This window comes from Streptomyces sp. NPDC044061, assembly GCF_056434305.1.
In genome coordinates this window covers 195,674-220,836 of the sequence record NZ_JBWKFL010000007.1, presented here as the reverse complement: position 1 = coordinate 220,836, position 25,163 = coordinate 195,674, and the positions used below count along the sequence as shown (strand labels likewise).

Genomic DNA, 25,163 nt, shown 5'->3' with positions numbered 1-25,163 from the left:
GGTCGGTCGCGATTCGAACACGTGACGTAACGATGAACCGGCTTACGGAAGTAACTCACCGTGATGAGTGAAAAGGGCCCTCCGGTGGGCCTCAGACGCCCGCGATCCGCAGGGCCGCGTCGGCGGTGGCCCGGGCGAACTCCGGGACGGGGCGCTCCGGTTCGGAGCGGTGCACCAGGATGACGCCCTCGATCAGACCGAAGACCAGATCCGTGCGCAGATCCAGCTCGCCCTTGGCGAGCGCCCCGCCCGCCGCGGTGGCGGCCAGCAACTGCCGGTAGGCGTCCTTCAGTTCGGCCCGCACGGCGTGGAAGCCGGCGAACCGCTCGGCGCGCACCTCGGGCAGCAGGTAGAGCCCGCCGAGGTTGTACGGGCCCCCGCACAGCAGCTCCACGTCGGTGCGGCACAGCTCCCACAGCCGATCCTCGGCCGGAGCAGTGCCCTCGGCGTCCTGGGCGAGCAGCTCACGGGCCCGGTTGAGCGAGGGCGTGACGGTGGACTCCAGCAGCTCGGCGAGCAGCTCCTCCTTGCCGGAGACGTAGTGATACATGGACGCCTGCCGCATCCCCGCGCGCTCGGCGACCGCCCGCGTGGTGGTGGCCGCGTACCCGCGGGTGGTGAACAACTCGGCGGCCGCGGTGAGCAGTTCGGCGCGCGGCTCCAGGCCGCTGTCCGGCCGCTGCGCGGCCCGCGGCCGGCCGACCCGGCGGCTGCTGCCCGTTCCCATGCGTTCGATCCTCGCACACGGCGCACGACGGCCCCGCGCCGAGGACGCACGACGGTCCGCCCCCGATCCCGGTGAGGGCCCGGTAACCGCCCGGCAACGCACGCGCAATGCCGGCGACCCGGCCCGCCCCTAATTTCTGTCGGGCGACAGAAATCAACTCCCTCAGGCGAGAGGTCCCGCGATGGCGACAGCCACCACTCATGGAGCCCGTGCGCACGCCCGCGCCCAGGAAGGCAGCCGGGCCGAGGCGATGCCCGTCGTACCGGCCCGGGACTGGCCGGCGCCCCCCTGCGAGGCCGGCCATCTGGTGTGGGCCGAGACGGTGGCGGGCGGCAACTACACCCACCGGGTGCTGGCCCGCGGCACCGAGCTGCGGCTGACCGACGTGCACGGCGACGCCTGCGCGCATCTGCTGCTGTACGTGGACGGCCGCCCCTGGGAGCGGCTGAACACCGCCGACACGGTGAAGGTGCAGTGGAACGCGTATGTGCGCGAGGGGCGGCTGCTCCTGTCCGACCAGGGACGGGTGCTCGCCAGTGTCGTAGCCGACACCTCCGGGCGCCACGACGCGCTGTGCGGCACCTCCACCCTCGTCCGCAACACCGCGCGGTACGGCGACGGCACCCCGCAGGGCCCCTCCCCCGCCGGCCGCGAGCTGCTGAAGCTGGCCGCCGCCAAGAACGGCCTGGAACCGCGCGACCTGCCGCCCTCGCTCTCCTTCTTCCAGGGCGTCGAGGTGCGGGACGACGGCGCCCTCGAGTTCACCGGCTCGGCCGGACCCGGGTGCAGCGTCACGCTCCGCGCGGAGCAGGACGTGACCGTGCTGATCGCGAACGTGCCGCATCCGGTCGACCCGCGGCCCGAGTACGTCAGCACCCCCCTGGAGGTCCTCGCCTGGCGGGCCGCGCCCACCGCGCCCGGCGACCCGTTGTGGGACGCCACCCCCGAGGGCCGCCGTGCCTTTCTCAACACCGCCGAATTCCTCACCGCGAGGGGGCTCGCATGAAGACCGTCGTTCCGGCCCGCGCCGCCTGGTCCTCCGTCGTCCGCGCCGGCGGGACGCTGACCGTCACCGACCTGCACGGCAACCAGGCCGTCGACTTCCTCGTGTACGACGCCCACGACACGTCCGTCCGCTACAGCGCCCCGGACACCGTCCACGCACAGGGCAGCATCTTCCTGACCACCGGCAGTGTGCTGCTGTCCAACGAGCACACCCCGCTGATGACCGTCGTCGCCGACGAGGTCGGCCGGCACGACACGGTGGGCGGTGCCTGCTCCAAGGAGTCCAACACCCTGCGCTACGGCCACCACACCTGGGCGCAGCACGCCTGCGTGGACAACTTCCTCGCCGAGGGCGCGAGATACGGCCTGGGCAAGCGGGACCTGGTCCCGAACGTGAACTGGTACATGAACGTGCCGGTCGAGAAGGACGGCACGCTCGGCATCGTCGACGGCATCTCGGCCCCCGGACTGTCCCTGGCCCTGCGCGCCGAACGGGACGTGCTGGTCCTGGTCTCCAACTGCCCCCAGATCAACAACCCGTGCAACGGCTTCGAGCCGACGGCGGTGCGGATGGAGATCGGAGCCCGCGGATGACCTTCGACACGCTGCTGGTCGCCAACCGGGGCGAGATAGCCGTGCGGATCGTCCGTACGGCCCGCGAACTGGGCCTGCGCACGGTCGCGGTCCACTCCGACCCGGACCGCTCGGCACCGCACGTGCGGCTGGCCGACGTGGCGGTGCGGCTCGGACCTGCACCCGCGAAGGAGTCGTACCTCGATCCGGACCTGGTGCTGAAGGCGGCCAAGGACACCGGCGCCGGTGGGATCCACCCCGGGTACGGCTTCCTGTCCGAGGACGCGGCCTTCGCCCGGCGCTGCGAGGACGCCGGGATCGTGTTCGTGGGGCCGACGCCCGAACAGCTGGAGCTGTTCGGCGCCAAGCACACGGCACGCGCGGCGGCCGAGGCGGCCGGGGTGCCGCTGGCGCCCGGGACGGGGCTGCTCGACGGCCTGTCGCAGGCCCTTCGCGAGGCCGGACGCATCGGCTACCCGCTGATGCTGAAGGCCACCGGCGGAGGCGGCGGTATCGGTATGTCGGCATGTCGCTCCGCCGCCGAGCTGACCGAGGCGTGGGAGCGGGTGCAGCGGGTGGCCGCCGCGTCCTTCTCCTCCGCCGGGGTGTTCCTGGAACGACTGGTGGAGCATGCCCGCCATGTCGAGGTGCAGGTCTTCGGCGACGGCGCCGGGAAGGTCGTCACCTTCGGCGACCGCGACTGCTCCCTGCAGCGCCGCAACCAGAAGGTGGTCGAGGAGGCCCCGGCACCCGGACTGCCCGACCACGTCCGCGAGCAACTCGCCCGGTCCGCCCGCGACCTGTGCGCCGCCGTCGGCTACCGGTCGGCCGGCACGGTCGAGTTCGTGTACGACGCCGCCCGCGAGGAGGCGTACTTCCTGGAGGTCAACACGCGCCTGCAGGTCGAGCACCCGGTCACCGAGGAGATCCACGGCGTCGACCTGGTCGCCTGGATGCTGCGTTTGGCACGCGGCGAGACGGACGTCGTCCGCGACCCCGGGCCGCCGCGCGGCCACGCCGTCGAGGCCCGCCTCTACGCCGAGGACCCCTCCCGCGGCCACCGGCCGAGCGCCGGCCTGCTGACCCGGGTGGAGTTCCCCGCCGGGGTGCGCGTCGACGGCTGGGTGGAGACCGGCACCGAGGTCACCACGTCGTACGACCCCATGCTGGCCAAGGTCGTCGCCCACGGCCCCGACCGCGCGCACGCCCTGCGCCGGCTGGACGAGGCGCTGGCCCGCACCCGGGTCGACGGCATCGAGACGAACCTGGGCCTGGTGCGGGCGGCGCTCGCCGCACCGGAGTTCCGGGCCGCCGCCCACGGCACGGCGACCCTCGCCGGGATCGGCGATCCCACCCCGCGCATCGAGGTGGTCTCCGGCGGGACGCTCACCACGGTCCAGGACTGGCCTGGCCGCACCGGCCACTGGCAGGTCGGCGTGCCCCCGTGCGGGCCCATGGACGACCGCTCCTTCCGCCTGGGCAACCTGGCGCTCGGCAACCCCGAGGGCGCGCCCGGGCTCGAGTGCACCCTCCAGGGGCCGTCGCTCAGGTTCAGCCACGCCACGACGGTCTGTGTGACCGGCGCCCCGGCCCCGGTCACCGTGGACGGCACTCCGGCCGGGCAGTGGGAACCGGTCACCGTTCCGGCGGGCGGGCTCCTGGAGATCGGCGCGCCACTGGAACACGGCCTGCGGACCTACGTCCTCCTCGCCGGCGGCGGCCTCGACGTGCCGCCGTTCCTGGGCAGCGCGAGCACCTTCACGCTGGGCCGGTTCGGCGGCCACGGCGGCCGGGCCCTGCGCACCGGCGACGTCCTGCACGGCGGGGCGGTCGCCGAGGGCACCCCCGTGGCGGAACGCCCCGAGTTCACCGCCCACTGGCGCATCGGCGCCGTCGAAGGACCCCACGCGGCACCGGAGTTCTTCACCGAGGACGACATCCGCGACTTCTACGCGGCCGACTGGAAGGTCCACTTCAACTCGGCCCGCACCGGGGTCCGTCTCGTCGGCCCCAAGCCCCGCTGGGCCCGGGCCGACGGCGGCGAGGCGGGCCTGCACCCGTCCAACATCCACGACACCCCGTACTCGGTCGGCGCCGTCGACTACACCGGGGACATGCCGGTGCTGCTCGGCCCGGACGGGCCCTCGCTCGGCGGGTTCGTGTGCCCGGCGACCGTCCTGAGCGGCGAACGGTGGAAACTGGGCCAGCTCCGGCCGGGCGACACCGTCCGTTTCCTGCCGGTGGACGTGACGGGCGCGCGCCGCCCGGAGATCGCCGACGGCGGCGTGCTGGCCCGTGACGGGGACGTCACCTACCGCCGCGGCGGCGACGACAACCTGCTCGTCGAGTTCGGCCCGATGCAGCTCGACCTTGCGCTGCGCATGCGGGTGCACGCCCTGATGGAGGCGGTGACGGCGGCGGGCCTGGCCGGGGTCGGGGACCTCACGCCGGGCATCCGCTCACTCCAGATCAAGACGGACCCGGGTGTGCCGCCCCAGCACGAACTCCTCGCCGCCGTACGGCGGATCACGGCGACGCTGCCGCCCGCGGCCGAACTGACCGTCCCCTCCCGCACGGTCCACCTCCCGCTGTCCTGGGACGACCCGGCCACCCGCGAGGCCGTCGCCCGCTACATGGCGGGCGTCCGCGACGACGCCCCCTGGTGCCCGTGGAACATCGAGTTCATCCGCCGGATCAACGGTCTCGCGTCGGTCGAGGAGGTGTACCGCACGGTCTTCGAGGCGGAGTACCTCGTCCTCGGCCTCGGCGACGTCTACCTCGGCGCCCCGGTGGCCACCCCGCTCGACCCGCGCCACCGCCTGGTGACGACGAAGTACAACCCGGCACGTACCTGGACCGCCGAGAACTCGGTCGGCATCGGCGGCGCGTACCTGTGCGTCTACGGCATGGAGGGCCCCGGCGGCTACCAGTTCGTGGGCCGTACGACCCAGGTGTGGTCGGCCTGGCAGCAGCGGGGCGCGTTCGAGCCGGGTTCGCCGTGGCTGCTGCGCTTCTTCGACCGGATCAAGTGGTACCCGGTGGAGGCGGACGAACTCCTGGAACTGCGGGCCGACCTCGTCTCCGGCCGGTTCGTGCCGCGCATCGGGGAGGGCACCTTCTCGCTCTCCGCGTACGAGGGCTTCCTCGCCGAACACGCCGATTCCATCGAGGAGTTCAGGATCCGGCAGCGGACCGCCTTCGCCGCGGAACGGGACGCCTGGGAGGCGGCGGGCGAGTTCGCCCGGGCCGAGGTGGCTGCCGCACCGGCCGGGCCGCCGGCCGAGGCGGCCGTACCGGCGGGCGGGCGGCTGGTCGAGGCCGAGTTCGCCGCGTCCGTGTGGCAGGTGAACGTCGCCCCGGGCGACACGGTGACGGCGGGGCAGCCGCTGATCGCGCTGGAGGCGATGAAGATGGAGTCAAGGGTGTCCGCACCGGCCGACGGCGTGGTGGCCGAGGTCCTGGCCCAGCCCGGCGACCAGGTGGAGGCGGGGACGGCACTGCTCGTCCTGGCGCCGCCCGCGAACTGAACGAGGAGCACACATGTCTGCCACCGGCGTCAGCCGGGTCCGGGCGGCCTACGCCCGGATCGAGGCCGTGGACCGGCCGGAACTCTGGATCGATCTGCGCAGCCGCGAGGACGTCGAGGCGGAGGCCCGCACCGTCGACGAGCGGGTCGCCGCGGGCGAGCGGCTCCCGCTCGCCGGGCGGCTGCTCGCCGTCAAGGGCAACATCGACGTGCGCGGTCTGCCCACCACCGCGGGCTGCCCGGCGTACGCCTACGACCCCGCGGCCGACGCCCCGGTGGTGGCGCGGCTGCGCGCGGCGGGCGCGGTGGTGCTCGGCACGACGAACCTGGACCAGTTCGCCACCGGTCTGGTCGGCACCCGCTCCCCCTACGGCGCGGTCGGCAGCGTCCACGACCCGGACCGGATCGGCGGCGGCTCCAGCTCCGGCTCGGCCGTCGCGGTGGCCCTGGGCATCGCGGACCTCGCGCTCGGCACGGACACCGCGGGCTCGGGCCGGGTGCCGGCGGCGTTCAACGGCATCGTCGGCCTCAAGCCCACGCGCGGAACGGTGCCGACCGCGGGCGTGGTCCCGGCCTGTGCCTCCCTGGACTGCGTGACGGTGTTCGCCCGCACGCTCCCGGAGGCCGAGCAGGCCCTCGCGGTCATGGCCTCCCCGCCCGACCGCGCCCTGCCGCCCCTCCCCCGGCGCGCCCCCGGCCCTTGGCGTGTCGCGGTCGCGTCCCGGGACGCGCTCGGCGAACTGGACGAGGGCTGGGACCGGGCGTACGCACGCGCGGTGGAGCGGCTGGCCGGGTCCGGCGCGTCGGTGCGGCAGATCGACCTGGCGCCGTTCACGGAGGCGGCGGCGATGCTCTACGACGGCGCGTTCGTGGCCGAGCGCTACACCGCGGTGGGTCACTTCATCGACAAATTGACCGCCGAGGGCGGGGAGGGCCTGGACCCGACGGTGGCCGGCATCATCAGCCGGGCCCGTGACATCCCGGCGCACCGGCTCTTCACCGACCAGGCCCGCCTCGCGGACCTCCGCTCCCGGGCCCTCGCCGAGCTGGCCGACGCCGACGCCCTGCTGCTCCCCACCGCCCCGGGCCACCCCACCCTCGCCGAGGTGGCCGCCGACCCCCTGGGAGCCAACGCCCGGCTGGGCCGCTTCACCAACTCCACGAACCTCTTCGACCTGGCGGCGGTCGCCGTACCCGCGGGCGAGGTGAACGGCCTCCCCTTCGGCGTGATGCTGATCGGCCCGGCGTTCACCGACGACCGCCTGGCCACGATCGCCCGCGCCCTGGCGCCGGAGACGAGCCTGGCCGTGGTCGGCGCCCACCTGACCGGTCAGCCCCTCAACCCACAACTCCTCGCCCTGGGCGCCCGCCTGGACCGCACGACCACCACGGCCCCCGTCTACCGCCTCCTCGCCCTGCGCACCGACCCACCCAAGCCGGGCCTGGTCCACGTGGGCGAGGGCGGCGCGGCGATCGAGGCGGAAGTGTGGCGGCTGCCGGCGGAAGGCCTGGGTCGGCTGCTGGCCGCGCTGCCCCGCCCGATGACCCTGGGCAGCGTGGAACTGGCCGACGGCACCCACGTGCCGGGCTTCCTGTGCGAACCGAGCGCACTGGCGGATGCCGGGGACATCACCTCGTACGGAGGCTGGCGCGCGTACGTGAACCGCCGACCGGGGCGGCCCGCCTAGGGCCACTCTTTCGGATCCTGCCGGGGGCGCGGGAAGTGTGCGGGCGACCACACACCACCCGCACCCGCCGGCGCGAGATCACCCCACCGACGAGTAGGCCACCACACCCCGCAGCAACTGATCGACCGCCTTGCGCGCGGTCTTCGTCACGGTCGAGCCCTCCACGGGGGAAGCCGCGGAGATCTGCCCGAGGACGTCGATGACCTGCTTGCACCAGCGCACGAAGTCGCCCGCCGGCATCTCCGCCTCGCGCAGCACCTCGTCGAGCCCCTTGCCGGAGGCCCACATGTAGGCGGCCCAGGCGAAGCCGAGATCCGGCTCGCGCTGGCCGACGCCCTCGGTCTGGTTGATCCGGAAGTCCTCCTCCAGGGCGTCCAGGCGGCCCCAGATCCGGACCATCTCACCGAGCGCCGCCTTCGCCTTGCCCGAGGGCAGCTTGGGCGCCATGGCGTCGTCCCCGACCCGGGCCTCGTACACCAGCGCCGAGACGCAGGCGGCGAGTTCGGCCGGGGCGAGCCCCTCCCAGACCCCTTCCCGCAGGCATTCGCTGGCCAGCAGGTCGAGTTCGCCGTAGAGCCGGGCGAGCCGCTTGCCGTGCTCGGTGACCTCGTCGCCGCGCAGGTAGTCCAGCTCGGTCAGCAGCGCCACGATCCGGTCGAAGGTCCGCGCGATGGTGTTCGTACGGCCCTCGATACGGCGTTCCAGCTGCGAGGTGTCGCGCAGCAGACGGTGGTACCGCTCGGCCCAACGGGCGTGGTCCTCACGGTCGTTGCAGCCGTGGCAGGGGTGGGACCGGATCGCCGTGCGCAGCCGGGCGATCTCCCGGTCGTCGGCGGCCTGCGAGCGCTTCTTGCGGGCCCGCTCCGGCGGGATGTGCCCGGCCTTCGTGCGCAGCGCCGAGGCGAGGTCCCGACGGGACTGCGGCGAACGCGGGTTGAAGGACTTCGGGATCCGCATCCGGTCCAGCGCCTCGACCGGCACCGGGAAGTCCATGGACGCCAGCCGCTTGACCTGCCGCTCGGCGGTCAGCACCAGCGGGCGCGGGCCGTCGTGGTGGTCGAAGCCACGGTGGCCGTTGGAGCGGCCGGCGGGCAGCCCCGGGTCCAGCACCAGCGCCAGACCGGCGTACTTGCCCGTGGGCACGTGGATGACGTCGCCCGGCTTGAGCCGCTCCAGGGCGACGGCGGCCTCCGCGCGCCGCTGGACAGCACCCTGCCGGGCCAGCTCGGTCTCCCGGTCCTTCAGCTCGCGGCGCAGCCGAGCGTACTCCTCGAAGTCGCCGAGGTGGCAGGTCATGGAGGCCTTGTAGCCGGACAGCCCCTCCTCGTTGCGCTGCACCTGCCGGGAGATCCCGACGACCGACTTGTCGGCCTGGAACTGCGCGAAGGAGGTCTCCAGCAGCTCGCGCGAACGGTGCCTGCCGAACTGCTCGACCAGGTTGACCGCCATGTTGTACGACGGCTTGAAGCTGGAGCGCAGCGGGTACGTGCGCGTGCCCGCGAGACCCGCGAGGTGCTCGGGGCTCATGCCGCGCTGCCAGAGCACGACCGCGTGGCCCTCGACGTCGATGCCACGCCGGCCCGCACGCCCCGTCAACTGGGTGTACTCACCGGGGGTGATGTCGGCGTGCTGCTCGCCGTTCCACTTGACGAGTTTCTCCAGCACCACCGAACGGGCGGGCATGTTGATGCCGAGCGCCAGGGTCTCGGTCGCGAACACGGCCTTGACCAGCCCGCGTACGAACAGCTCCTCCACGACCTCCTTGAAGGTCGGCAGCATGCCCGCGTGGTGGGCGGCGATACCGCGCTCGAGGCCCTCCAGCCACTCGTAGTAGCCGAGGACGTGCAGGTCCTCGTGCGGGATGGAGGCGGTGCGCTCCTCGACGAGCGCGCGGACCTGTTCCCGTGCCTCGTCGTCGTTGAGCCTGAGGCCCGCGTACAGGCACTGCTGGACGGCGGCCTCACATGCGGCGCGGCTGAAGATGAAGGTGATCGCGGGCAGCAGTCCCTCGGAGTCGAGCCGCTCGATGACCTCGGGCCGGCCCGGCGTCCACACCCGCGAGCGCTGTCTGCGCTCCCGCTCCCGGTCGGCCTCGCGCATCGCGCGGCCACGCCTGCGGTCCTGGTACGACGGCCGGGTCGCCTCCATCCGGGCGAGGCGGACGAGGTCGGGGTTGACGGCCTTCTTCTGGCCCTCGCCCTCCTCGAAGAGGTCGTACGTCCGGCGCCCGGCGAGCACGTGCTGGAACAGCGGCACGGGCCGGTGCTCGGAGACGATCACCTCGGTGTCCCCGCGGACGGTGTCCAGCCAGTCGCCGAACTCCTCGGCGTTGGACACGGTCGCCGACAGTGACACCAGGGTCACCGACTCGGGCAGGTGGATGATCACCTCCTCCCACACGGCGCCGCGGAAGCGGTCGGAGAGGTAGTGCACCTCGTCCATGACCACGTAGCCCAGGCCGAGGAGGGTCTGTGAGCCGGCGTACAGCATGTTCCGCAGCACCTCCGTGGTCATCACGACCACGGGGGCGTCGGAGTTCACGCTGTTGTCGCCGGTGAGGAGGCCGACCTTCCCGGTGCCGTAGCGGCGGCACAGGTCGGCGTACTTCTGGTTCGACAGCGCCTTGATGGGTGTCGTGTAGAAGCACTTCTTGCCCTGCTGCAGGGCGAGGTGGACGGCGAACTCGCCCACGATCGTCTTGCCCGAGCCGGTGGGGGCGGCCACCAGCACTCCCTTCCCCTCTTCGAGCGCCTGGCAGGCCTCGATCTGGAAGGGGTCGAGGCCGAAGTCGTACATCTCGCGGAAGGATGCGAGCGCGGTGGCCTGCTCGGCTGCCCGTCGCCGGGCTGCCGCGTACCGCTCGGCCGGTGAGAGGTCCTCTGTCATCGTGCTTTCGAGCGTACCGGGCCCCACTGACAACAGGACGATCATTATCCCGAACGTGGGCTGATCACCCAAGCCGATGCCCCCGTCCTCGGGTACGGGGGCATCGCGCGGGCGGCTCGGGTCAGGTCAGGTCGCCTCAGGTGACGTCGTCGTAGCCGTTGACCCGGTCCGTGCTCGTCTGTTCGGGCAGAGCCCTGGCCGGGACGGGCTCGACATCGCCGATGTCCTCGGGCGTCAGGTCCAGGTCGGAGGCCTCGTCGTCGTCGGGGCCCTCGGCCTCGCGGCGGCTCTTGCGCCGGTCGTTGAGCAGCGAGAAGCCCACCGCGCCGAAGTACAGCACCCAGATCGGTCCGGCGAGGGCCAGCATGGACAGCGGGTCCGTGCTCGGCGTGGCGACGGCCGCGAAGACCGTGATGCCGAGGATCATGCCGCGCCACCAGCCGAGCATGCGCTTGCCGCTCAGCACCCCGGTGAGGTTGAGCATGATCAGCAGCAGGGGCAGCTCGAAGGACAGACCGAAGACGATCACCATGCGGGTGACCAGCTGGAGCAGGTCGTCCAGCGGCAGCAGGTTCTTGATGTTGCCGTTCGGGGTGAAGTCGATCAGCACCTTCGCGGTGGTGGGAAGCACCTTGTACGCGAAGAAGGCACCGGCGAAGAACAGCGGGGCGCCCGTGAAGACGAAGGCGTAGGCGTACTTCTTCTCGTGCCGGTGCAGACCGGGCGCGACGAAGGCCCACAGCTGGTAGAGCCAGATCGGCGACGCGGCCACGACACCCGCCATCAGCGAGACCTGGAGGGCCAGCGTGAAGGGGGCGAGCAGCCCGTTGATCGTGATCTCCGCACAGGTGGTCTTGTCCGTGGACTTCGCCAGCTGTTCGAAGGTCTCCTGGCAACCGACCGAGTCGAGGATCGGCTTGGTCAGGAAGTTGATGATGTCGTTGTAGAAGAAGGCTGCGACGATCGTCACGACGACGATGGCGAGCATCGCCTTCGCGAGCCGGTTGCGGAGCTCACGAAGGTGATCCGCAAGGGGCATCCGCCCCTCGGGATCTCTCTCCTTCTTGCGGGCAGACTTGAGCAACCCACGTCCTCATCTCGTGCGGCGGGCCGGGGGTTTCCGGCCCTGCGTCAGCGCTGGGTGGTGTCCGTCGGCTCGTTGACCGGGCGCGAGCTGGTCACGTCGCCGGGGGCCGCCTGGATGGTGCGCTGAGCCGGAGGCTGCTCGCCCGTGCCGGAGGCCTGGGCGGAGGAGCTGCTGCCCTCATCCTTCATCGCCTTGGCCTCGCTCTTGAGGATGCGCGCGGACTTGCCGAGCGAGCGAGCCATGTCCGGAAGCTTCTTCGCGCCGAACAGCAGGATGATGACGACGAGGATGAGAATGATCTCGGGGGCTCCGAGCCTTCCGAACATAAGTCTTTACCTTCTCACCGAGGCGGCTGGGGTGGGTGCTGTCCGACCAGTCGGACATGTGTCCGAGTGGACGTGCTGGCAGCGATCGTAACGCTCAGGGGTGAACGTGAGGCAATCCCCGTGCGTACTCCCGGTCCGCGGTGCGCGCCTCGTTCCTCGCACCGCGATCAGCAGCGTACCTGTCCCGAGGCTCAGCATGACAGGGCGAAGTGGCGCAAATCGTTGCCCACGACGGACTCACAGAGTCTCGCGACGTTCTTCACAGGGTGTCCACGGCACGGGCCGTGCTGACCGCCGCCCGCTCCAGGTCCTCGGCCGCCCTGTTGATACGGCGCGCGGAGTCCGCGACCTGCAGCCCGAGGCGCCGCGCCTCGAGGAAGACCCGGACGGCGAGCGCCCCCAGGACGGCGAGACCCAGGAAACCCATGGCTACCGCGAACATCGGCCAGAACATGACGTCGAGCCTAGACGGTCCTACACGGTGGAGTGCAGCCGCAGGGTCCGGACGCCGCCACCGGTGAGCAGTTCGACGATGCGCTCGCCGGCGGGCTTGCGCACCGAGGCACCGCACTCGGGACAGGTGAAGGAGTAGAACGTCGTCCGGCTCGTGGCACCGATGGCGAGGCGCAGGGCGCTCGCGGCGAGCTCGAAGCGACCCCGGCAGTCCGGGCAGCCGGCCCTGAACACCACCGGAACCACTCTCTTCATCCCGGCGAAAGCGGCCGCGACCGTCATCTGCCCAGCACCGGACACCGGCGACTCGCTCAACGCCCTAGCTCCTCTTGTTCTGGTCGTCCTGCCCGTTCTCGACGCCGGGCCCCGCACCCGGCGGGCCGTCGTACGCCATCAGGGCCTCGCGGGCGGCCCGGCGGGCACTGTCGGCCAGCTCGGGCGGCGAGACGATCCGGCCGTCGCGGCCGAGGCGCAGGGCCAGTCGGCGCAGGGAGGCCGGGTCGGGGGTGCGCAGAGTGATACGCAGCCCGCCGTCGGAAAGCTCATCGGCGCTGTCGTGCGGGTAGTACTCGGCGACCCAGCGGCCGCCCGGGCCCACCTCGATCACGACCTCCGGGTCCTCGGCGGCCGGCTGCACCAGGGCCTGCGACAGGTCCCGCAGTTCGATCTCCGGCGGTGCGGAGGGCTCGTCCAGGATCCGGATCTCGGCGACCCGGTCGAGCCGGAAGGTGCGGCGCGCCTCGGAGCGGCGGCACCAGGCCTCCACATAGGTGTGGCCGACGCTGACCAGGCGGATGGGGTCGATCTCGCGCTCGGTGACCTCGTCGCGCGCGGGTGAGTAGTAGCGGATCCACAGGCGGCGGCGCTCGGAGATCGCCCGGTCGACGTCGGCGAAGACCCCGCCCTCGGACTCGAAGGTCACCGAGAGCCGGGAGCTGGCGCCGGCCGCCTCACCGGCCGCCGCCTCCACCTTGGCCGTCGCCCGCAGCAGGGCCTGCCGGTCGCCCTCCCGCAGGCCGGGCAGGGTCGACACCGCGCGCGCGGCCACCAGCAGGGCGGTGGCCTCGTCGGCGGCGAGCCGGAGCGGTTCGGCCGCCTCCTCGCCGAGCGCCGCCGGGTTGTGCCACCAGATGCGCTCGCCGTCGGTGTCGATGTCCAGCAGGTCGCCGCCTCGGAAGCTGGTGCCGCACATGGGCAGCAGATCGAGGTCGGAGACCAGTTCGTCCTCGGTGATGCCGAAGGCGCGCGCGACGTCCGCGATCCGGGCGCCGGGGCGCTCCCTGAGATAGGTGACCAGGGAGAGCATCCGCCGGGTCTGGTCGATGGCGTTCGCCGGCCTGACCGGTTTGCCTGCCATGTTTCTGCTCCGCTCCCCCATCAGCCCTTGGCCACGGCACGCAGCCGGTCCACCACGTCGGCCCGCAACTCGGCCGGCTCCACCACCACCACGTCCGGCCCGAACTCCACCAGCCAGGCATCCAGGCCGTGCCCGTACGGAATCTCCAACTCGTCCCAGCCGTCGCCGAGTTCCCGGACCTCGGTGGCCTTCGCCCGAAGGGGGTAGCCGGCGCCGGAACGCAGCCGGATCAGCGCCGTACGGTCGGCGATCTCACCGGCCCAGCTCGCGACGGTCTCCCGGACGGTGACGACGTCGGGGACGACGGCGGTGAAGGCGGCCCCGCGCGAACGGACCCTGCCGGTGATGCGCGAGAGCCGGAAGACGCGCTCGGCGCCCCGGTCGCGGTCCCAGCCGGCCAGGTACCAGTGGCCGCGCCAGCACTCCAGCGCCCACGGCTCGACGTGCCGGGGCTCGGGGTGGGCGGCGGAGGCCTTGCGGTAGTCGAAGACGACCGGGCGGCGGTCCCGGCAGGCGAGCATCAGCGGCTCGAACGCGGCCTCGTGCACCGGGATGCGCGGCTCCAGGGCGCCGTGCGCCTCGTAGGGGTCGACGTCCTCGGGCAGGCCCGCCGCGCGCAGCTTCTGCAGGGCGCCGCTGGCGGCACCGGCCAGGCGGGCCTGCTGCCACACCTTGGCGGCCAGGCCCAGGGCCGCGGCCTCCTCGGCGTCCAGGGTGATCGGGGGCAGCCGGTTGCTGTCGCGGCGGGCGAGGTAGCCGACCTCGCCGTCGAGGTTCTCGACGGTCTCGATGACCAGGCCCAGCTCGCGCAGGTCGTCCTTGTCCCGCTCGAACATCCGGTTGAAGGAGTCGTCGGAGCCCGCCGCGCCCTTCTCCGACCTCGACGCCTCGACGTAGGCCTCGATGGAGTCGCGCAGCTCGCGCTTGCTGAGCGGCCGCCGTGTCCCGAGCAGACACAGCGCGAGGTTCATCAGCCGCTCGGCCTTGGCAATGGCCATCGACGCCCGTCACCTTCCCTATGGTGCTTACGGACGATGACCGTACCGCCCCGAAGGGGCGTGGCAAAGCCGAGGGCCCATGCCCGGACAGGCATGGGCCCCAGGTGATCGGGTCCGGTCGGATCCCGAAAGCGGCCTGTATGACGATCAGACCGCGACCAGGTCCACCACGAAGATCAGGGTCTCGCCGGGCTTGATCGCCGGGGTCGGGCTCTGGTTGCCGTAGGCGAGGTGGGCGGGGATGGTCAGCTGGCGGCGGCCGCCGACCTTCATGCCCTGCACGCCCAGGTCCCAGCCCTTGATGACCCGGCCACCGCCGAGCGGGAAGCGGAACGGGGTACCGCGGTTCCAGCTGGCGTCGAACTCCTCGCCCGTGCTGAAGGCCACGCCGACGTAGTGGACGGTGACGGTCTGGCCGGCCTGCGCCACCTCGCCGTCGCCCTCCCAGATGTCCTTGATCTCGAGGTCCGCCGGCGGCTCGCCGCCCGGGAAGTCGATCTCGGGCTTCTCGATGCTCACGTCAAAAGCTCCTGCTTGTGTACGACACGAAACACGGACAGTCTTTCATCCCCGCAGGGCTGCCGCCCGCCAGGACGCACCACCCGGGCCTGTCACATCGCGGCCAGGATGTCCACCGAGAACACCAGCGTGGAGCCCTTCTTGATGACTCCGCCGCTCGGCGGGTTGTCGCCGTAGCCCAGGTCCGGCGGTACGACGACCAGGACCCTGCTGCCCACCTTCTTCCCGGTCAGCCCCTGGGGCAGGCCGGCGACGACCTGCTTCATCTGCTCCAGCGAGAACTGACTGAGCCGGCCGGAGCCATAGGTCTGCTGAAACGTCTTGCCGCTGTCCCAGACGACGCCCTTGAACTGGCACAGGATGGCCTGGTCCGCCTTGATCTCGGGGCCGTCGCCCTCGAGGACGTAGGCCGAGGCGAGCTTCTTCGGCGGGTCGGTCTTCGGGACGGTGATCGAGGGCGCGTCGCCGTCGGTGTTGGTGCCGACCTTCGGCAGGGCCGCGTCCGTCTGCGGGACCGGCTTGCCCTTGACGGAGCTCTTGGAGTTGAAGGAGTCGAGCAGGTCGATGACGAAGACCAGGGTGTCGGTGCCCTTGATGCCCGCCTGTGCGTTCCCCGACTTGCCGTAGCCCCAGGTGGGCGGGACGGCGATCTGGACGCGGCTGCCGGTCTTCTTGCCCGCGAGGGCGTACCGCCAGCCGTCGATGATGCTGCCCTGGGCGAGCTGGATGACCAGCGGGCTCTTGCGGTCGTAGGAGTTGTCGAAGACCTTGGCGGTGCTCCAGATCTGGCCCAGGTAGTTCGCCTGGATGAAGTCGTTCTCCGCGACCGTGCGGCCGCCGCCCGCGATGACCGTCTTGACCGCGAGGTCCTTGGAGGGCTCGCCCGGCCCCTTGGCGACGGTGGGCTTCTCGTCGAACTTCGTGCCCGCCGTGATCGCCGGCAGCGGCCCCTCGACGATCTTGGGCGGGGGCGCGGCGGACGCCGAGGCCGACGGTGACGCGCCGGCCTTGCTCGAGTCGGACTTGTCGTCGCCGCACCCGGCGAGCGTGACCAGTCCTGCGGGTACGGCGGCAAGGAGAAGTGAGCGTCGGCGCACGGAGATGCCTCGTAATCGGTCGATCTTGTGAATGACGTGCGCGCAACTCTACGACGCGGGACGGGCGCCGTACGGGAAACGTACGGCGCCCGTGTGGCGTTCTGGCATTTCGAGCCGGAAACGCTTGACTCGCATACCTTTCGCCTACATTCCGGCGATCAGCTTCTCCACCCGGTCGTCCACCGAACGGAACGGGTCCTTGCACAAGACAGTGCGCTGCGCCTGGTCGTTGAGCTTCAGGTGCACCCAGTCGACCGTGAAGTCCCTGCGCTGTTCCTGTGCCCGGCGGATGAAGTCACCGCGCAGCCGGGCCCGAGTGGTCTGCGGGGGAACCGACTTACCCTCGAAGATCTTCAAGTCGTTGCAGATCCGGGTGGCTTGGCCCTTCTTCTCCAGCAGGTAGTACAGGCCACGACGGCGGTGGATGTCGTGATAGGCGAGGTCTATCTGGGCGACCCTCGGGTGCGACATGGTCATGTTGTGCTTGGCCCGGTACCGCTCGATGAGCTTGTACTTCATGACCCAGTCGATCTCGGTGCCGATGCGGTCCAGTTCCTCGGTCTCGATCGCGTCGAGGGTACGGCCCCACAACTCCAGGACCTGCGCGACGGTACCGGTGCGGATGCCGCGGCGGTCGCAGAAGTCGACGGCCTTGTCGAAGTACTCGCGCTGCACCTCGAGCGCGGAGGCCTCCCGGCCGCTGGCCAGGCGCACCTTGCGCCGGCCGGTGATGTCGTGGCTGACCTCGCGGATCGCCCGGATCGGGTTCTCCAGGGTGAGGTCGCGCATCACGGTGCCCGCCTCGATCATGCGCAGTACCAGGTCGGTGGCGCCGACCTTGAGCAGCATGGTCGTCTCGGACATGTTCGAGTCGCCCACGATGACGTGCAGGCGGCGGTAGCGCTCGGCGTCCGCGTGCGGTTCGTCGCGGGTGTTGATGATGGGCCTGGAGCGGGTCGTCGCCGAGGAGACGCCCTCCCAGATGTGCTCCGCGCGCTGGCTGACGCAGTAGACGGCGCCGCGCGGGGTCTGCAGGACCTTGCCCGCGCCGCACAGCAGCTGCCTGGTCACCAGGAAGGGGATGAGGATGTCCGCGAGCCGGGAGAACTCCCCGTGCCGTGCCACCAGATAGTTCTCGTGGCAGCCGTAGGAGTTGCCCGCCGAGTCGGTGTTGTTCTTGAAGAGGTAGACGTCGCCCGCGATTCCCTCCTCGTGCAGGCGTCGTTCCGCGTCCACCAGGAGTCCTTCGAGAATGCGCTCGCCGGCCTTGTCGTGGGTGACCAGTTCGGTCACGTTGTCACATTCGGGTGTCGCGTATTCCGGATGTGAGCCCACGTCGAGATAGAGCCGGGCGCCGTTTCGCAGAAAGACATTGCTGCTGCGGCCCCATGACACGACACGGCGGAAGAGGTACCGCGCCACCTCGTCAGGAGACAGGCGGCGCTGTCCCCTGAACGTGCACGTGACGCCGTACTCGTTCTCCAGCCCGAAAATGCGGCGGTCCATGACTGAACATTACGCCCGATCCCCTGAGCTGAAACGGGGTTCGGCAGCACGATTTGGATCATTTTCCGATGAAGCCGCAACGACCCCGCCCCGCACGGGAGCTGCGAGGACCCGCCCGGTGCCGAGCAGGACCAGCAGGGACACGGCCCCCGCCACTCCCGGCAGCGCGAAACCCCACAGCGCGCCACCGGCCTGGACCACGGGGCCCGCGAGGCCCGTTCCGACCGAGGCCCCCACGGTGAACGTCGTCACCAGCCAGGAGAACGCCTCGGTGACCGTGCCGCTCGGCGCGTGCCGGTCGACGATGATGAACGCGCAGGCGATGCACGGGGCGAGGAAGACTCCGGAGACCACGGTGAGCAGCACCATGGCCACCGCGCCGGGCATCAGCATCAGCGGCAGGTAACACACCGCCAGAAGGGCCACGAGCACCCGCAGTCGCCGTTCGGGCGTCCCGCTCCACCGGCGCGCCCCGTAGACGGTGCCGCCGATGAGAGCCCCGAGGCCCAGGGCGGCCATCAGCCAGCCGTAGACCGCGTCGCCGCCGTGATCGTCGGCGTACGGCACGGAGGCCACGGTGATGGAACCGAGGGCGATGCCGATGAACAGGAAGGCGCCGAGCAGCGCGAGCAGGCCGGGCGAGCGCAGGGCGCCCAGCCAGTGCGCCTCGCGGGGTGCCGAGCGCCACGCGCGCGAGGGCGGCGAGACGACCACGGAGAGGGCGCCGAGGACACCGACGGCGTTCAGCACCAGCAGGGCGGCACGCTCCGACCACAGCGACACGCACAGGGTCACCAGCAGCGGGCCGACGGTGAACATGATCTCCTGCGCGACGGCGTCCATGGCGTACGCGGTGTGCACCTGCTCCTCGCGGCGCAGCACGGAGGGCCACAGGGCACGCAGGCCGCCCTCCAGGGGCGGGGTGAACAGGCCCGCGGCCGCCACGGCGGCGTACGCGAGGGGCAGCGGGTCGGTGCCACAGAAGGCGAAGGCCGTCATGGCGAGGGCCGACAGGACGGCGGCGGGGAGCTGGACCCGCGGCTGCCCGTGGAGGTCCACGAGCCGGCCCAGCACCGGCTGGCCCACCGCGTTGGCGACGCCGTACACGGCCGCGAGGGCGCCCGCCAGGCTGTAGGTGCCGCCCTCGGCGCGGACGAAGAGCACCAGGGCGATCGCGGCGGTCGCGTTGGGCAGCCGGCCGACCAGGGTGCCGGTCAGCAGCCGGGCCGCGTGTCTCGCCCTGAGGATCTCCAGGTATCCCGCGGCCATGTCCCGCCTCCAAGTGTTACGTATAACCCAGCCCGTCATACGTACCATGTGCGCTGTTCGCCCGTCCAGACGAAGAGGAGCAGGCCCCCGGTGGCACGCAGCAGCACGCGCCCGACCAGCCGCGACGTCGCGCAGGCGGCCGGGGTCTCCCAGGCGGCCGTCTCCCTCGTGCTCGGCGACAAGTGGCGCGGCCGGGTCTCGGAGGCCACCGCCGAGCGGGTCCGGGAGGCCGCGCGCGAGCTGGGCTACCGGCCCAACCTCGCCGCCCGCAACCTGCGCCTGGGCCGCACCCGCACGGTCCTGCTCGTGGTACCGGCCCTGACGACCGAGTTCTTCGCCGGCGTCTACACCGGCGCGGCACGGGTCGCGGCACGGCACGGCTTCGGCGTCGTCCTCTACCCCTCCCCCGAGGGCATCGGCCCCGCCCGGGACCCCTTCGCCTCGGCACAGGCCGCCCTGGACGGCGTCATCGCCTCCTCCATGGCCGCCGACGCGCTCACCGCGATCCGCGGCGACCAGCTCCCCCTCGTGATGCTCGACAGCGACCCCGAGGGCAGCCTGGGCGCGGCGACGGTGAACCTGGACATCGCCGACGGCGTCCGCCAGGTCGCCGAGCACCTGATGCGTCTCGGCCACCGCCGCATCCTGCACCTCGCCGCCGACGTGCCCTCGTGGACGTTCGAGCTGCGCGCCCGGGAGCTGGCGGCGCGCCTGGCCGCCGTACCCGGCACGGAGATCCGCACGGCCGCGGCGCCGATCTCCATCGAGGGCGCCCTCGCGGCCACCGAGGCCGCGCTCACCGCGCCCGGCCCCCGGCCCACGGCCGTGGTCTGCGACGACGACAAGCTGGCCGCCGGGGCCTACAAGGCCCTGCGCCGCCTCGGCCTCGGGGTGCCGGACGACATCTCGGTGACCGGCCTGGACGACCTGGCCCTGGCCACCGCCCTCGACCCCGAACTGACGACGGTACGGCTGGACGCCGAACTGTTCGGGGAACGCGGCATGCAGGCCCTGATGGCGGTCCTGGAGGGGCGGGCGCCCGACGGCGGCGACATCCCCGTGGACCTGGTCGTCCGCGGCTCCACGGCACCCCCGGCGGCCGGCTAGGCGGCCTTCGGCACCAGGCGCAGAACCGTCTCCTCCAGACGGGGCAGGGCTTGCTGCCCGGCCAGCGCGACGGCGATCCCCGCGGCCACGCCCGCCCAGGCCAGCGGACCCAGCGGAGTGCAGCCGACCGCCCGGCTGACGCCCGGCGTCTCGATCAGGACGACGAGGGCCACCGCCGAACCCAGAGAGGTGAACCGCACCAGCGGGCTGTCACGGCGGTCCAGCAGGGTCTGGGCCAGCTGGGTGCCGACCACCCCGCACAGCGCCATGGTGCTGGAGCGGCGGGCCGTACCCGGAGTGAAGCGGCCGAACAGCCAGGCCGTCAGCGCCCCCACGGACGTGGTCAGCGCACGGTGCCTGATCTGCCGGATCAACGGCTCACCCAGGACGCCACCGGCCACGTCCTCCGGCGACCGGGGCCCCGTCTGCTCGGCGGCCTCCTCGCCGGCCTTCGGCGTCACCGCCACCGCCATCGCCGGGAACAGGTCCGTGAACAGGTTCACCAGCAGCATCTGCCGGGTGGACAGCGGCGCACGGCCCGACAGCAGCGTGCCCAGCAGGCCGAAGCCGACCTCACCCGCGTTGCCGCCGATCAGGATCGCGATCGCGTCGGCGACGCTGTGCCACAGCGCACGGCCCTCACCGACCGCGTCGATCAGGACCGTCAGATCGTCGTCGGTCAGCACGATGTCGGCGGCGTTGCGCGCGGCCGCCGAACCACGGGCGTTGATCCCCACACCGATGTCGGCCGCACGGATCGCCGCGGCGTCGTTGGCACCGTCCCCGACCATGCCGACCACCCGGCCGGCGTCCCGCAACGCCTCCACCACCTGGAGCTTCTGCTCCGGCGCCACCCGCGCCACCACACCCGCGTCACGCAGCATCCGGGCCCGGGCCGAACGGTCCGCCGCCCCCAGCTCGTCCCCCGTGACCACGAGCGGCTCCTCCGGCCAGCCCAGATCCCGGGCGATGGCCCGCGCTGTCTGCGGATGGTCACCCGTCAGCATGACCGGTCGCACACCGGCCTCGTACAGGCCCTCGACCAGGGCCGTGGACGTCTCCCTCGGCACGTCCGACAACCCCAGCAGACCCGTGAAACCCAGCTCCCTCAGCGGCGCCTCGAGGGCGTCCGCCTCCTGCTCGCCCTCGGTCAGCCGGCGTTCGGCCACCGCCAGCACCCGCAGCCCGTCACCGGCCAGGGCCTGCGCCGCGTCGGAGGCATGCGGCGGAAGATCCACGCAGGCGGGCAGCACCGTCTCCGGCGCGCCCTTGACCACGAGCACACGAGCCCCCTCCGCGGCCCGGCCCACGGCTGCCGCATAACCACGGGCGGCCTCGAACGGCAGGCCCTCGAGCTGCGTCCAGTCCGGATCGGGCCCGGCCGCGTCCAGCACCGCCTCGTCGGTCGCGTGCACCGGCCGGTCGGACCCGCCGTTCAGCCGGGGGCAGGCCCGCGCGGCCGACCGGACCGTGCCCGCGGCCGCCGCGTCGTCCACCGCGCCCACCGCGCCCCCGGTGTCGGACACCCGCACCAGACGCAGCCGGTTCTCCGTCAGGGTGCCCGTCTTGTCGAAGCAGATGGTGTCCATCCGCCCCAGCGCCTCCAGCGTCCGCGGAGTGCGGACGAGGACACCGGCACGGCTCAGCCGCCGGGCCGCCGCCAACTGCGCCACCGTCGCGACCAAAGGCAGCCCCTCGGGCACGGCCGCCACACCGACGGCCACACCACCACTGACCGCCTCACGGATGGGGGTGCCACGCAGCAACGCCAGGCCCGTCACCGCGGCCCCGCCCGCGAGCGTCAGCGGCAGTGCCTTGCGGGTCAGCTCCTGCAACCTGGCCTGCACCCCGCCCGCCGGCGGCGTACGGGCGGCGAGGTGAACGGCACGGGCGGCCTCGGTGCGCTCACCGGTGTCCACGACCACGGCACGAGCCTGCCCCGCCACGACCGTCGTGCCCTCGAAGACCATGCAGTGCCGGTCCGCGACCGGAGCGTGCGGCGTCGGGTCGGTCTGCTTCTGCACCGGCAACGACTCCCCCGTCAGCGCCGACTCGTCGACCTCCAGGCCGTCCTCCCACAGCAGACGGCCATCGGCCGGCACCACGTCGTCGCCCTTCAGCTCGATCACGTCACCCGGCCTCAGCTTCCCGGCGTCCACCGTGCGCGTCCCACCGGCCGGCGCCTCCGCCTCCGGAGGCGCCACCCGCGCCTTCTGCTTCTGCTCGGCCAGCAGCCCGGACAGCGCCCGCTCGGCCCGCAGCCGCTGGATGCCACCGACCAGCGCGTTCAGATCCAGCGCACCGACCACGAGCAGGGCGTCCACGACAGAGCCGAGGATCGCGGAGGCCGCCGAGCCGACGGCCAGCACCGGCGTCAGCGGATCGTGCAGTTCGCCCCGCACGGCCTGACCCAGCTGCACACTCCACCGCGCCGGCGCGACGACCGGGTGCCGGGTGACCGCACGCACCGTACGGCGCACCCCGCCGGTCATCCGCTGGTACTGGGTGGGCGGTGCGGCGCCCGGTTCCCGCCCCAGCCGCTCCTGGGCCTCCCGCGGCCCCAACTCGTGCCAGTGCACGCGCGGGCGCGGATGCGGCGCCCGGGTCACCGCCACCGACAGCGCCGCCCGAGCCCCCGTGAACAGCGCACTCGCCGCACCGATGTCGACCGGAGCATGCCGCAACCCGGGCAGCACCGCACGGCGGCCCTGGCCCCCCTTCGACTCACCGATCGCCACCAGCAGCCCGGAGAGGGCGGCACCGGACCGGGCCAGCATCTGCGACCGCCGGCCCACCGTCCGAGCAGCCGGAACCGCCATAAGCACCCGCCACACGTCGTGCAGACCGTGCAGAGCCAGTACGTCCGCACCCCACACCACCGCACCGTCCCGGTCCGCCAGCGCGATGGCGAGATCGCTGCCACGCAGCCCCGCCAGGACATCGCGCTCGTCGGCGGAGCGCATCCGCGCGACGGTGATCACCGCCCCCTCGTCCTGGCGCAACTCGTAGACGACGTCGTCGAACGGCCGCCGGGCATCCACCACCTGATCCGGAAGACCGGTGAAATCCTCCAGAGCCGGATCGTCGACCAGCACGACCTGCAGACCCGCCCGGCGCGCAGCGTCCAGCACCGGCTCCAGCCACGGATCGGCCTCCCCGTCCCCGGTGCGCAGCGCGCTCGGGTGCAGAACCATCGTGCGGGCCATCTCCAGCTGCCGCAGCCGCTCCGGATCGCGCACCACGACACCGGCCCGTGAGAGGGCTCCGGTCAACACCGACAGGAACGCGGCCGGCCCGTAACGCGCGGCCTTCGGCGACCCGGCCAGAACCGCCTCCGCCGTCTCCGCCGTGTCGTGCTTCACCAGCAGCGTGGCCGCCGCACCCAGCACACTGCCGGTGGCCGCGTGCGCCGCGTACTCCTGAGCCGGAGCCACCCGCAGGGGCGGACGCGCGGAGGCGTCCGCGCCGACGCTGACCCGATCGGGAGCGCACAGCTCGTCGTGCACCGCGTCGAAGGAGGCGACCGCGGCCACCGACCCGGACAGCTGACAGACCCGCAACGCCCCGTCGAGCAGCAGCGAAGCAGGACTCTGACCCGCGCCGTGCGCGGCCGCGTTCGCACACGCCAGCGTCAGATCCATACCCGACGCGCCGAGCCTTCTCCGCAGCTCGGCACGGACCCGCGGATTCTCCCGCAGAAAAGTCACGGCCGCCGTCACCACACGAGGCGACGGCGGCAGCCGCAGCATGTACGCCGTCAGCGCCCCGCCGCTGCCGACCACATCGGCGGCGAGAGCGGCCGCCGCGACCCGCACCCCCACCGGGTCGGCCGGATGCGGAATCTCCTCGGGATCCCCCGCATCCGCCACGATCAGCCCATGGCGCTCCGCGAGATCCTGCGCACGCTCCAGCACCGAATCACCGAGCCGCTCCTCGGTGGCCGTCACCACCAGCCGCGCCAGCCCCTCGTCCCAGTACGCGAGCAGTACATCCGGATGCTCCTCGAGCGCCGCGGCCACCCGGCGACCCAGGTGTGCCGTGCCGTGCCGCGCGGCCTCGGCGTGCACGGGCCGCAGGGCCAGGTGCTGCCGGGCACCGGCCCGCCACCTGCCCGCACCACCCGGCAGCGCGTTCCCCGCCACCCGGGCCACGCGTACCGCCGCATCCGCGCCCCGCACCCCCGCACGAGCCGTCCCCGCCACCGCACCCGCGGCCGCCCCCACAGCGGGAGCGGCCGCCCGCGCGAGCAGCCGGGGCGCCGCAGGCAGCAGTCGGGCGGCCGCGGACGGAGCAGTGAGCAGATTGAACGTCATGGGCCGTCCTCAACGAGTCGTACGAGTGGGGCGCGCCGTCGGACCGAGGGGCCCTGCCGAAGCCGTGGGCCGCGGCGGTTCCGGCTTGCCATGACCAGGCGCCCCCGCGTGCGTCGCGGCCCGCACCAAGGCCTCGTCGTCCGGCTCGGCCGGCACCGGACCTGACGCACGGCCGGGCCGCTCCGCGGGCACCGGGACCGTCGCCGCACCGGACTCCCCGGCCGGCCCCAGGCCCTCCGCCCGCACGGTCCGGCCGGGCCGCGCCTGCGTCAGCCAGGCCACCGCCGCACCGGTCAGCGCGACCGGCCACTCCACCACACCGGCGACACCGAGCACCCCGGCACCGGTGTACACGGCCAGCCGCCGGCCACGGGGCGACACGGCACCGACCTTGTTCAGCGTGCCCTCCGCGGCCCTGCTCACCATCCCGGCACCGGGCAGCCGCCCCAGCGCCGAGGCCGCGCCCCGCACGGGCACGGTGAGGACCGAAGGCGACTTCTGCTCAGTCATGACCCTTCCACCTTCGCGCAGACGACCTGCCGTGTCCTTCCGAGTGCCCCTGGCCAAGACACTCACCCGCAGGTGACAGCGCGAAGTACGCGCCCGCAGCCGATTCCGCCAAGGTCTCGCGGACCCCTGAAACGCATCGGGGGGGGGGGGGGGGGGGGGGGGGGGGGGGGGGGGGGGGGGGGGGGGGGGGGGGGGGGGGGCCCTTTCGGCTTTTCC

The 25,163-nt window shown here is 72.6% G+C and carries 19 protein-coding genes; 5 read left to right on the top strand and 14 right to left on the bottom strand.

The genetic code is table 11. From position 1 onward, the window contains the following. Positions 1–91: 91 nt before the first annotated feature. A complete protein-coding gene (locus AC07CM_RS14055; RefSeq protein ID WP_478876627.1) occupies positions 92–727 on the bottom strand; it encodes a TetR/AcrR family transcriptional regulator in 636 nt (211 codons plus the stop codon). 181 nt (positions 728–908) lie between these two features. Here AC07CM_RS14055 and AC07CM_RS14050 point away from each other — a divergent pair, with 181 nt between their 5' ends. From AC07CM_RS14050 to atzF, 4 genes are read left to right on the top strand one after another with little or no spacing between them, the layout of a single operon-like run. Further along, positions 909–1,733 carry an urea amidolyase associated protein UAAP1 gene (locus AC07CM_RS14050; protein WP_478876626.1) on the top strand — a complete coding sequence of 275 codons (825 nt, stop codon included), beginning with the start codon at positions 909–911 and terminating at the stop codon, positions 1,731–1,733. Next, positions 1,730–2,326, top strand: a complete 597-nt coding sequence (locus tag AC07CM_RS14045; protein ID WP_478876625.1) for an urea amidolyase associated protein UAAP2 — start codon at positions 1,730–1,732, stop codon at positions 2,324–2,326. The genes AC07CM_RS14050 and AC07CM_RS14045 overlap by 4 nt, the downstream gene beginning before the upstream one ends. Beyond that, positions 2,323–5,832 carry a 5-oxoprolinase/urea amidolyase family protein gene (locus tag AC07CM_RS14040; protein ID WP_478876624.1) on the top strand — a complete coding sequence of 1,170 codons (3,510 nt, stop codon included), beginning with the start codon at positions 2,323–2,325 and terminating at the stop codon, positions 5,830–5,832. The genes AC07CM_RS14045 and AC07CM_RS14040 overlap by 4 nt, the downstream gene beginning before the upstream one ends. A gap of 13 nt (positions 5,833–5,845) precedes the next feature. After that, the gene (atzF, locus tag AC07CM_RS14035) at positions 5,846–7,519 is read left to right on the top strand and encodes an allophanate hydrolase (protein WP_478876623.1); all 1,674 of its coding nucleotides are present in this window, start codon (positions 5,846–5,848) and stop codon (positions 7,517–7,519) included. A gap of 78 nt (positions 7,520–7,597) precedes the next feature. Here the strand turns inward: atzF and AC07CM_RS14030 are convergent, their stop codons facing one another. The 11 genes from AC07CM_RS14030 to AC07CM_RS13980 form a co-directional block, all read right to left on the bottom strand. Beyond that, entirely contained in the window at positions 7,598–10,450 is a 2,853-nt protein-coding gene (locus AC07CM_RS14030) for a DEAD/DEAH box helicase (RefSeq protein ID WP_478876622.1), read from the bottom strand. Positions 10,451–10,541: 91 nt separating this feature from the next. Then, on the bottom strand, positions 10,542–11,489 hold the full coding sequence (gene tatC, locus AC07CM_RS14025) for a twin-arginine translocase subunit TatC (RefSeq protein ID WP_478876621.1): 948 nt from the start codon (positions 11,487–11,489) through the stop codon (positions 10,542–10,544). A 47-nt stretch (positions 11,490–11,536) separates the two neighbouring features. Further along, positions 11,537–11,818 (bottom strand): Sec-independent protein translocase subunit TatA, encoded by a 282-nt coding sequence (gene tatA, locus AC07CM_RS14020; protein ID WP_478876620.1) that lies wholly within the window; start codon positions 11,816–11,818, stop codon positions 11,537–11,539. A 259-nt stretch (positions 11,819–12,077) separates the two neighbouring features. Next, a complete protein-coding gene (locus tag AC07CM_RS14015) occupies positions 12,078–12,272 on the bottom strand; it encodes a hypothetical protein (RefSeq protein ID WP_478876619.1) in 195 nt (64 codons plus the stop codon). A gap of 20 nt (positions 12,273–12,292) precedes the next feature. Further along, positions 12,293–12,553: a hypothetical protein gene (locus tag AC07CM_RS14010; protein WP_478876741.1), complete on the bottom strand. Its 261-nt coding sequence runs from the start codon at positions 12,551–12,553 to the stop codon at positions 12,293–12,295. Between the two features lie 37 nt (positions 12,554–12,590). Beyond that, positions 12,591–13,628: a helix-turn-helix transcriptional regulator gene (locus tag AC07CM_RS14005; RefSeq protein WP_478876618.1), complete on the bottom strand. Its 1,038-nt coding sequence runs from the start codon at positions 13,626–13,628 to the stop codon at positions 12,591–12,593. A 20-nt stretch (positions 13,629–13,648) separates the two neighbouring features. Beyond that, a complete protein-coding gene (locus AC07CM_RS14000; RefSeq protein WP_478876617.1) occupies positions 13,649–14,626 on the bottom strand; it encodes a helix-turn-helix transcriptional regulator in 978 nt (325 codons plus the stop codon). Between the two features lie 147 nt (positions 14,627–14,773). Continuing rightward, the gene (locus AC07CM_RS13995; RefSeq protein WP_478876616.1) at positions 14,774–15,145 is read right to left on the bottom strand and encodes an FKBP-type peptidyl-prolyl cis-trans isomerase; all 372 of its coding nucleotides are present in this window, start codon (positions 15,143–15,145) and stop codon (positions 14,774–14,776) included. A gap of 92 nt (positions 15,146–15,237) precedes the next feature. After that, positions 15,238–16,242, bottom strand: coding sequence for an FKBP-type peptidyl-prolyl cis-trans isomerase (locus tag AC07CM_RS13990; protein WP_478876615.1), 1,005 nt, complete (start codon positions 16,240–16,242; stop codon positions 15,238–15,240). A gap of 144 nt (positions 16,243–16,386) precedes the next feature. After that, positions 16,387–17,748 (bottom strand): Pup--protein ligase, encoded by a 1,362-nt coding sequence (gene pafA, locus AC07CM_RS13985; RefSeq protein ID WP_020938995.1) that lies wholly within the window; start codon positions 17,746–17,748, stop codon positions 16,387–16,389. A 9-nt stretch (positions 17,749–17,757) separates the two neighbouring features. Continuing rightward, positions 17,758–19,017, bottom strand: a complete 1,260-nt coding sequence (locus AC07CM_RS13980) for an MFS transporter (protein WP_478876614.1) — start codon at positions 19,015–19,017, stop codon at positions 17,758–17,760. Positions 19,018–19,107: 90 nt separating this feature from the next. Between AC07CM_RS13980 and AC07CM_RS13975 the strand changes: the two genes are divergently transcribed. Continuing rightward, positions 19,108–20,124 carry a LacI family DNA-binding transcriptional regulator gene (locus AC07CM_RS13975; protein WP_478876613.1) on the top strand — a complete coding sequence of 339 codons (1,017 nt, stop codon included), beginning with the start codon at positions 19,108–19,110 and terminating at the stop codon, positions 20,122–20,124. Here the strand turns inward: AC07CM_RS13975 and AC07CM_RS13970 are convergent. Both AC07CM_RS13970 and AC07CM_RS13965 read right to left on the bottom strand, forming a co-directional pair. Beyond that, the gene (locus AC07CM_RS13970) at positions 20,121–24,437 is read right to left on the bottom strand and encodes a cation-translocating P-type ATPase (protein ID WP_478876612.1); all 4,317 of its coding nucleotides are present in this window, start codon (positions 24,435–24,437) and stop codon (positions 20,121–20,123) included. The genes AC07CM_RS13975 and AC07CM_RS13970 overlap by 4 nt on opposite strands. A gap of 9 nt (positions 24,438–24,446) precedes the next feature. Continuing rightward, positions 24,447–24,947 (bottom strand): hypothetical protein, encoded by a 501-nt coding sequence (locus AC07CM_RS13965; RefSeq protein WP_478876611.1) that lies wholly within the window; start codon positions 24,945–24,947, stop codon positions 24,447–24,449. Between the last annotated feature and the right edge of the window lie 216 nt (positions 24,948–25,163).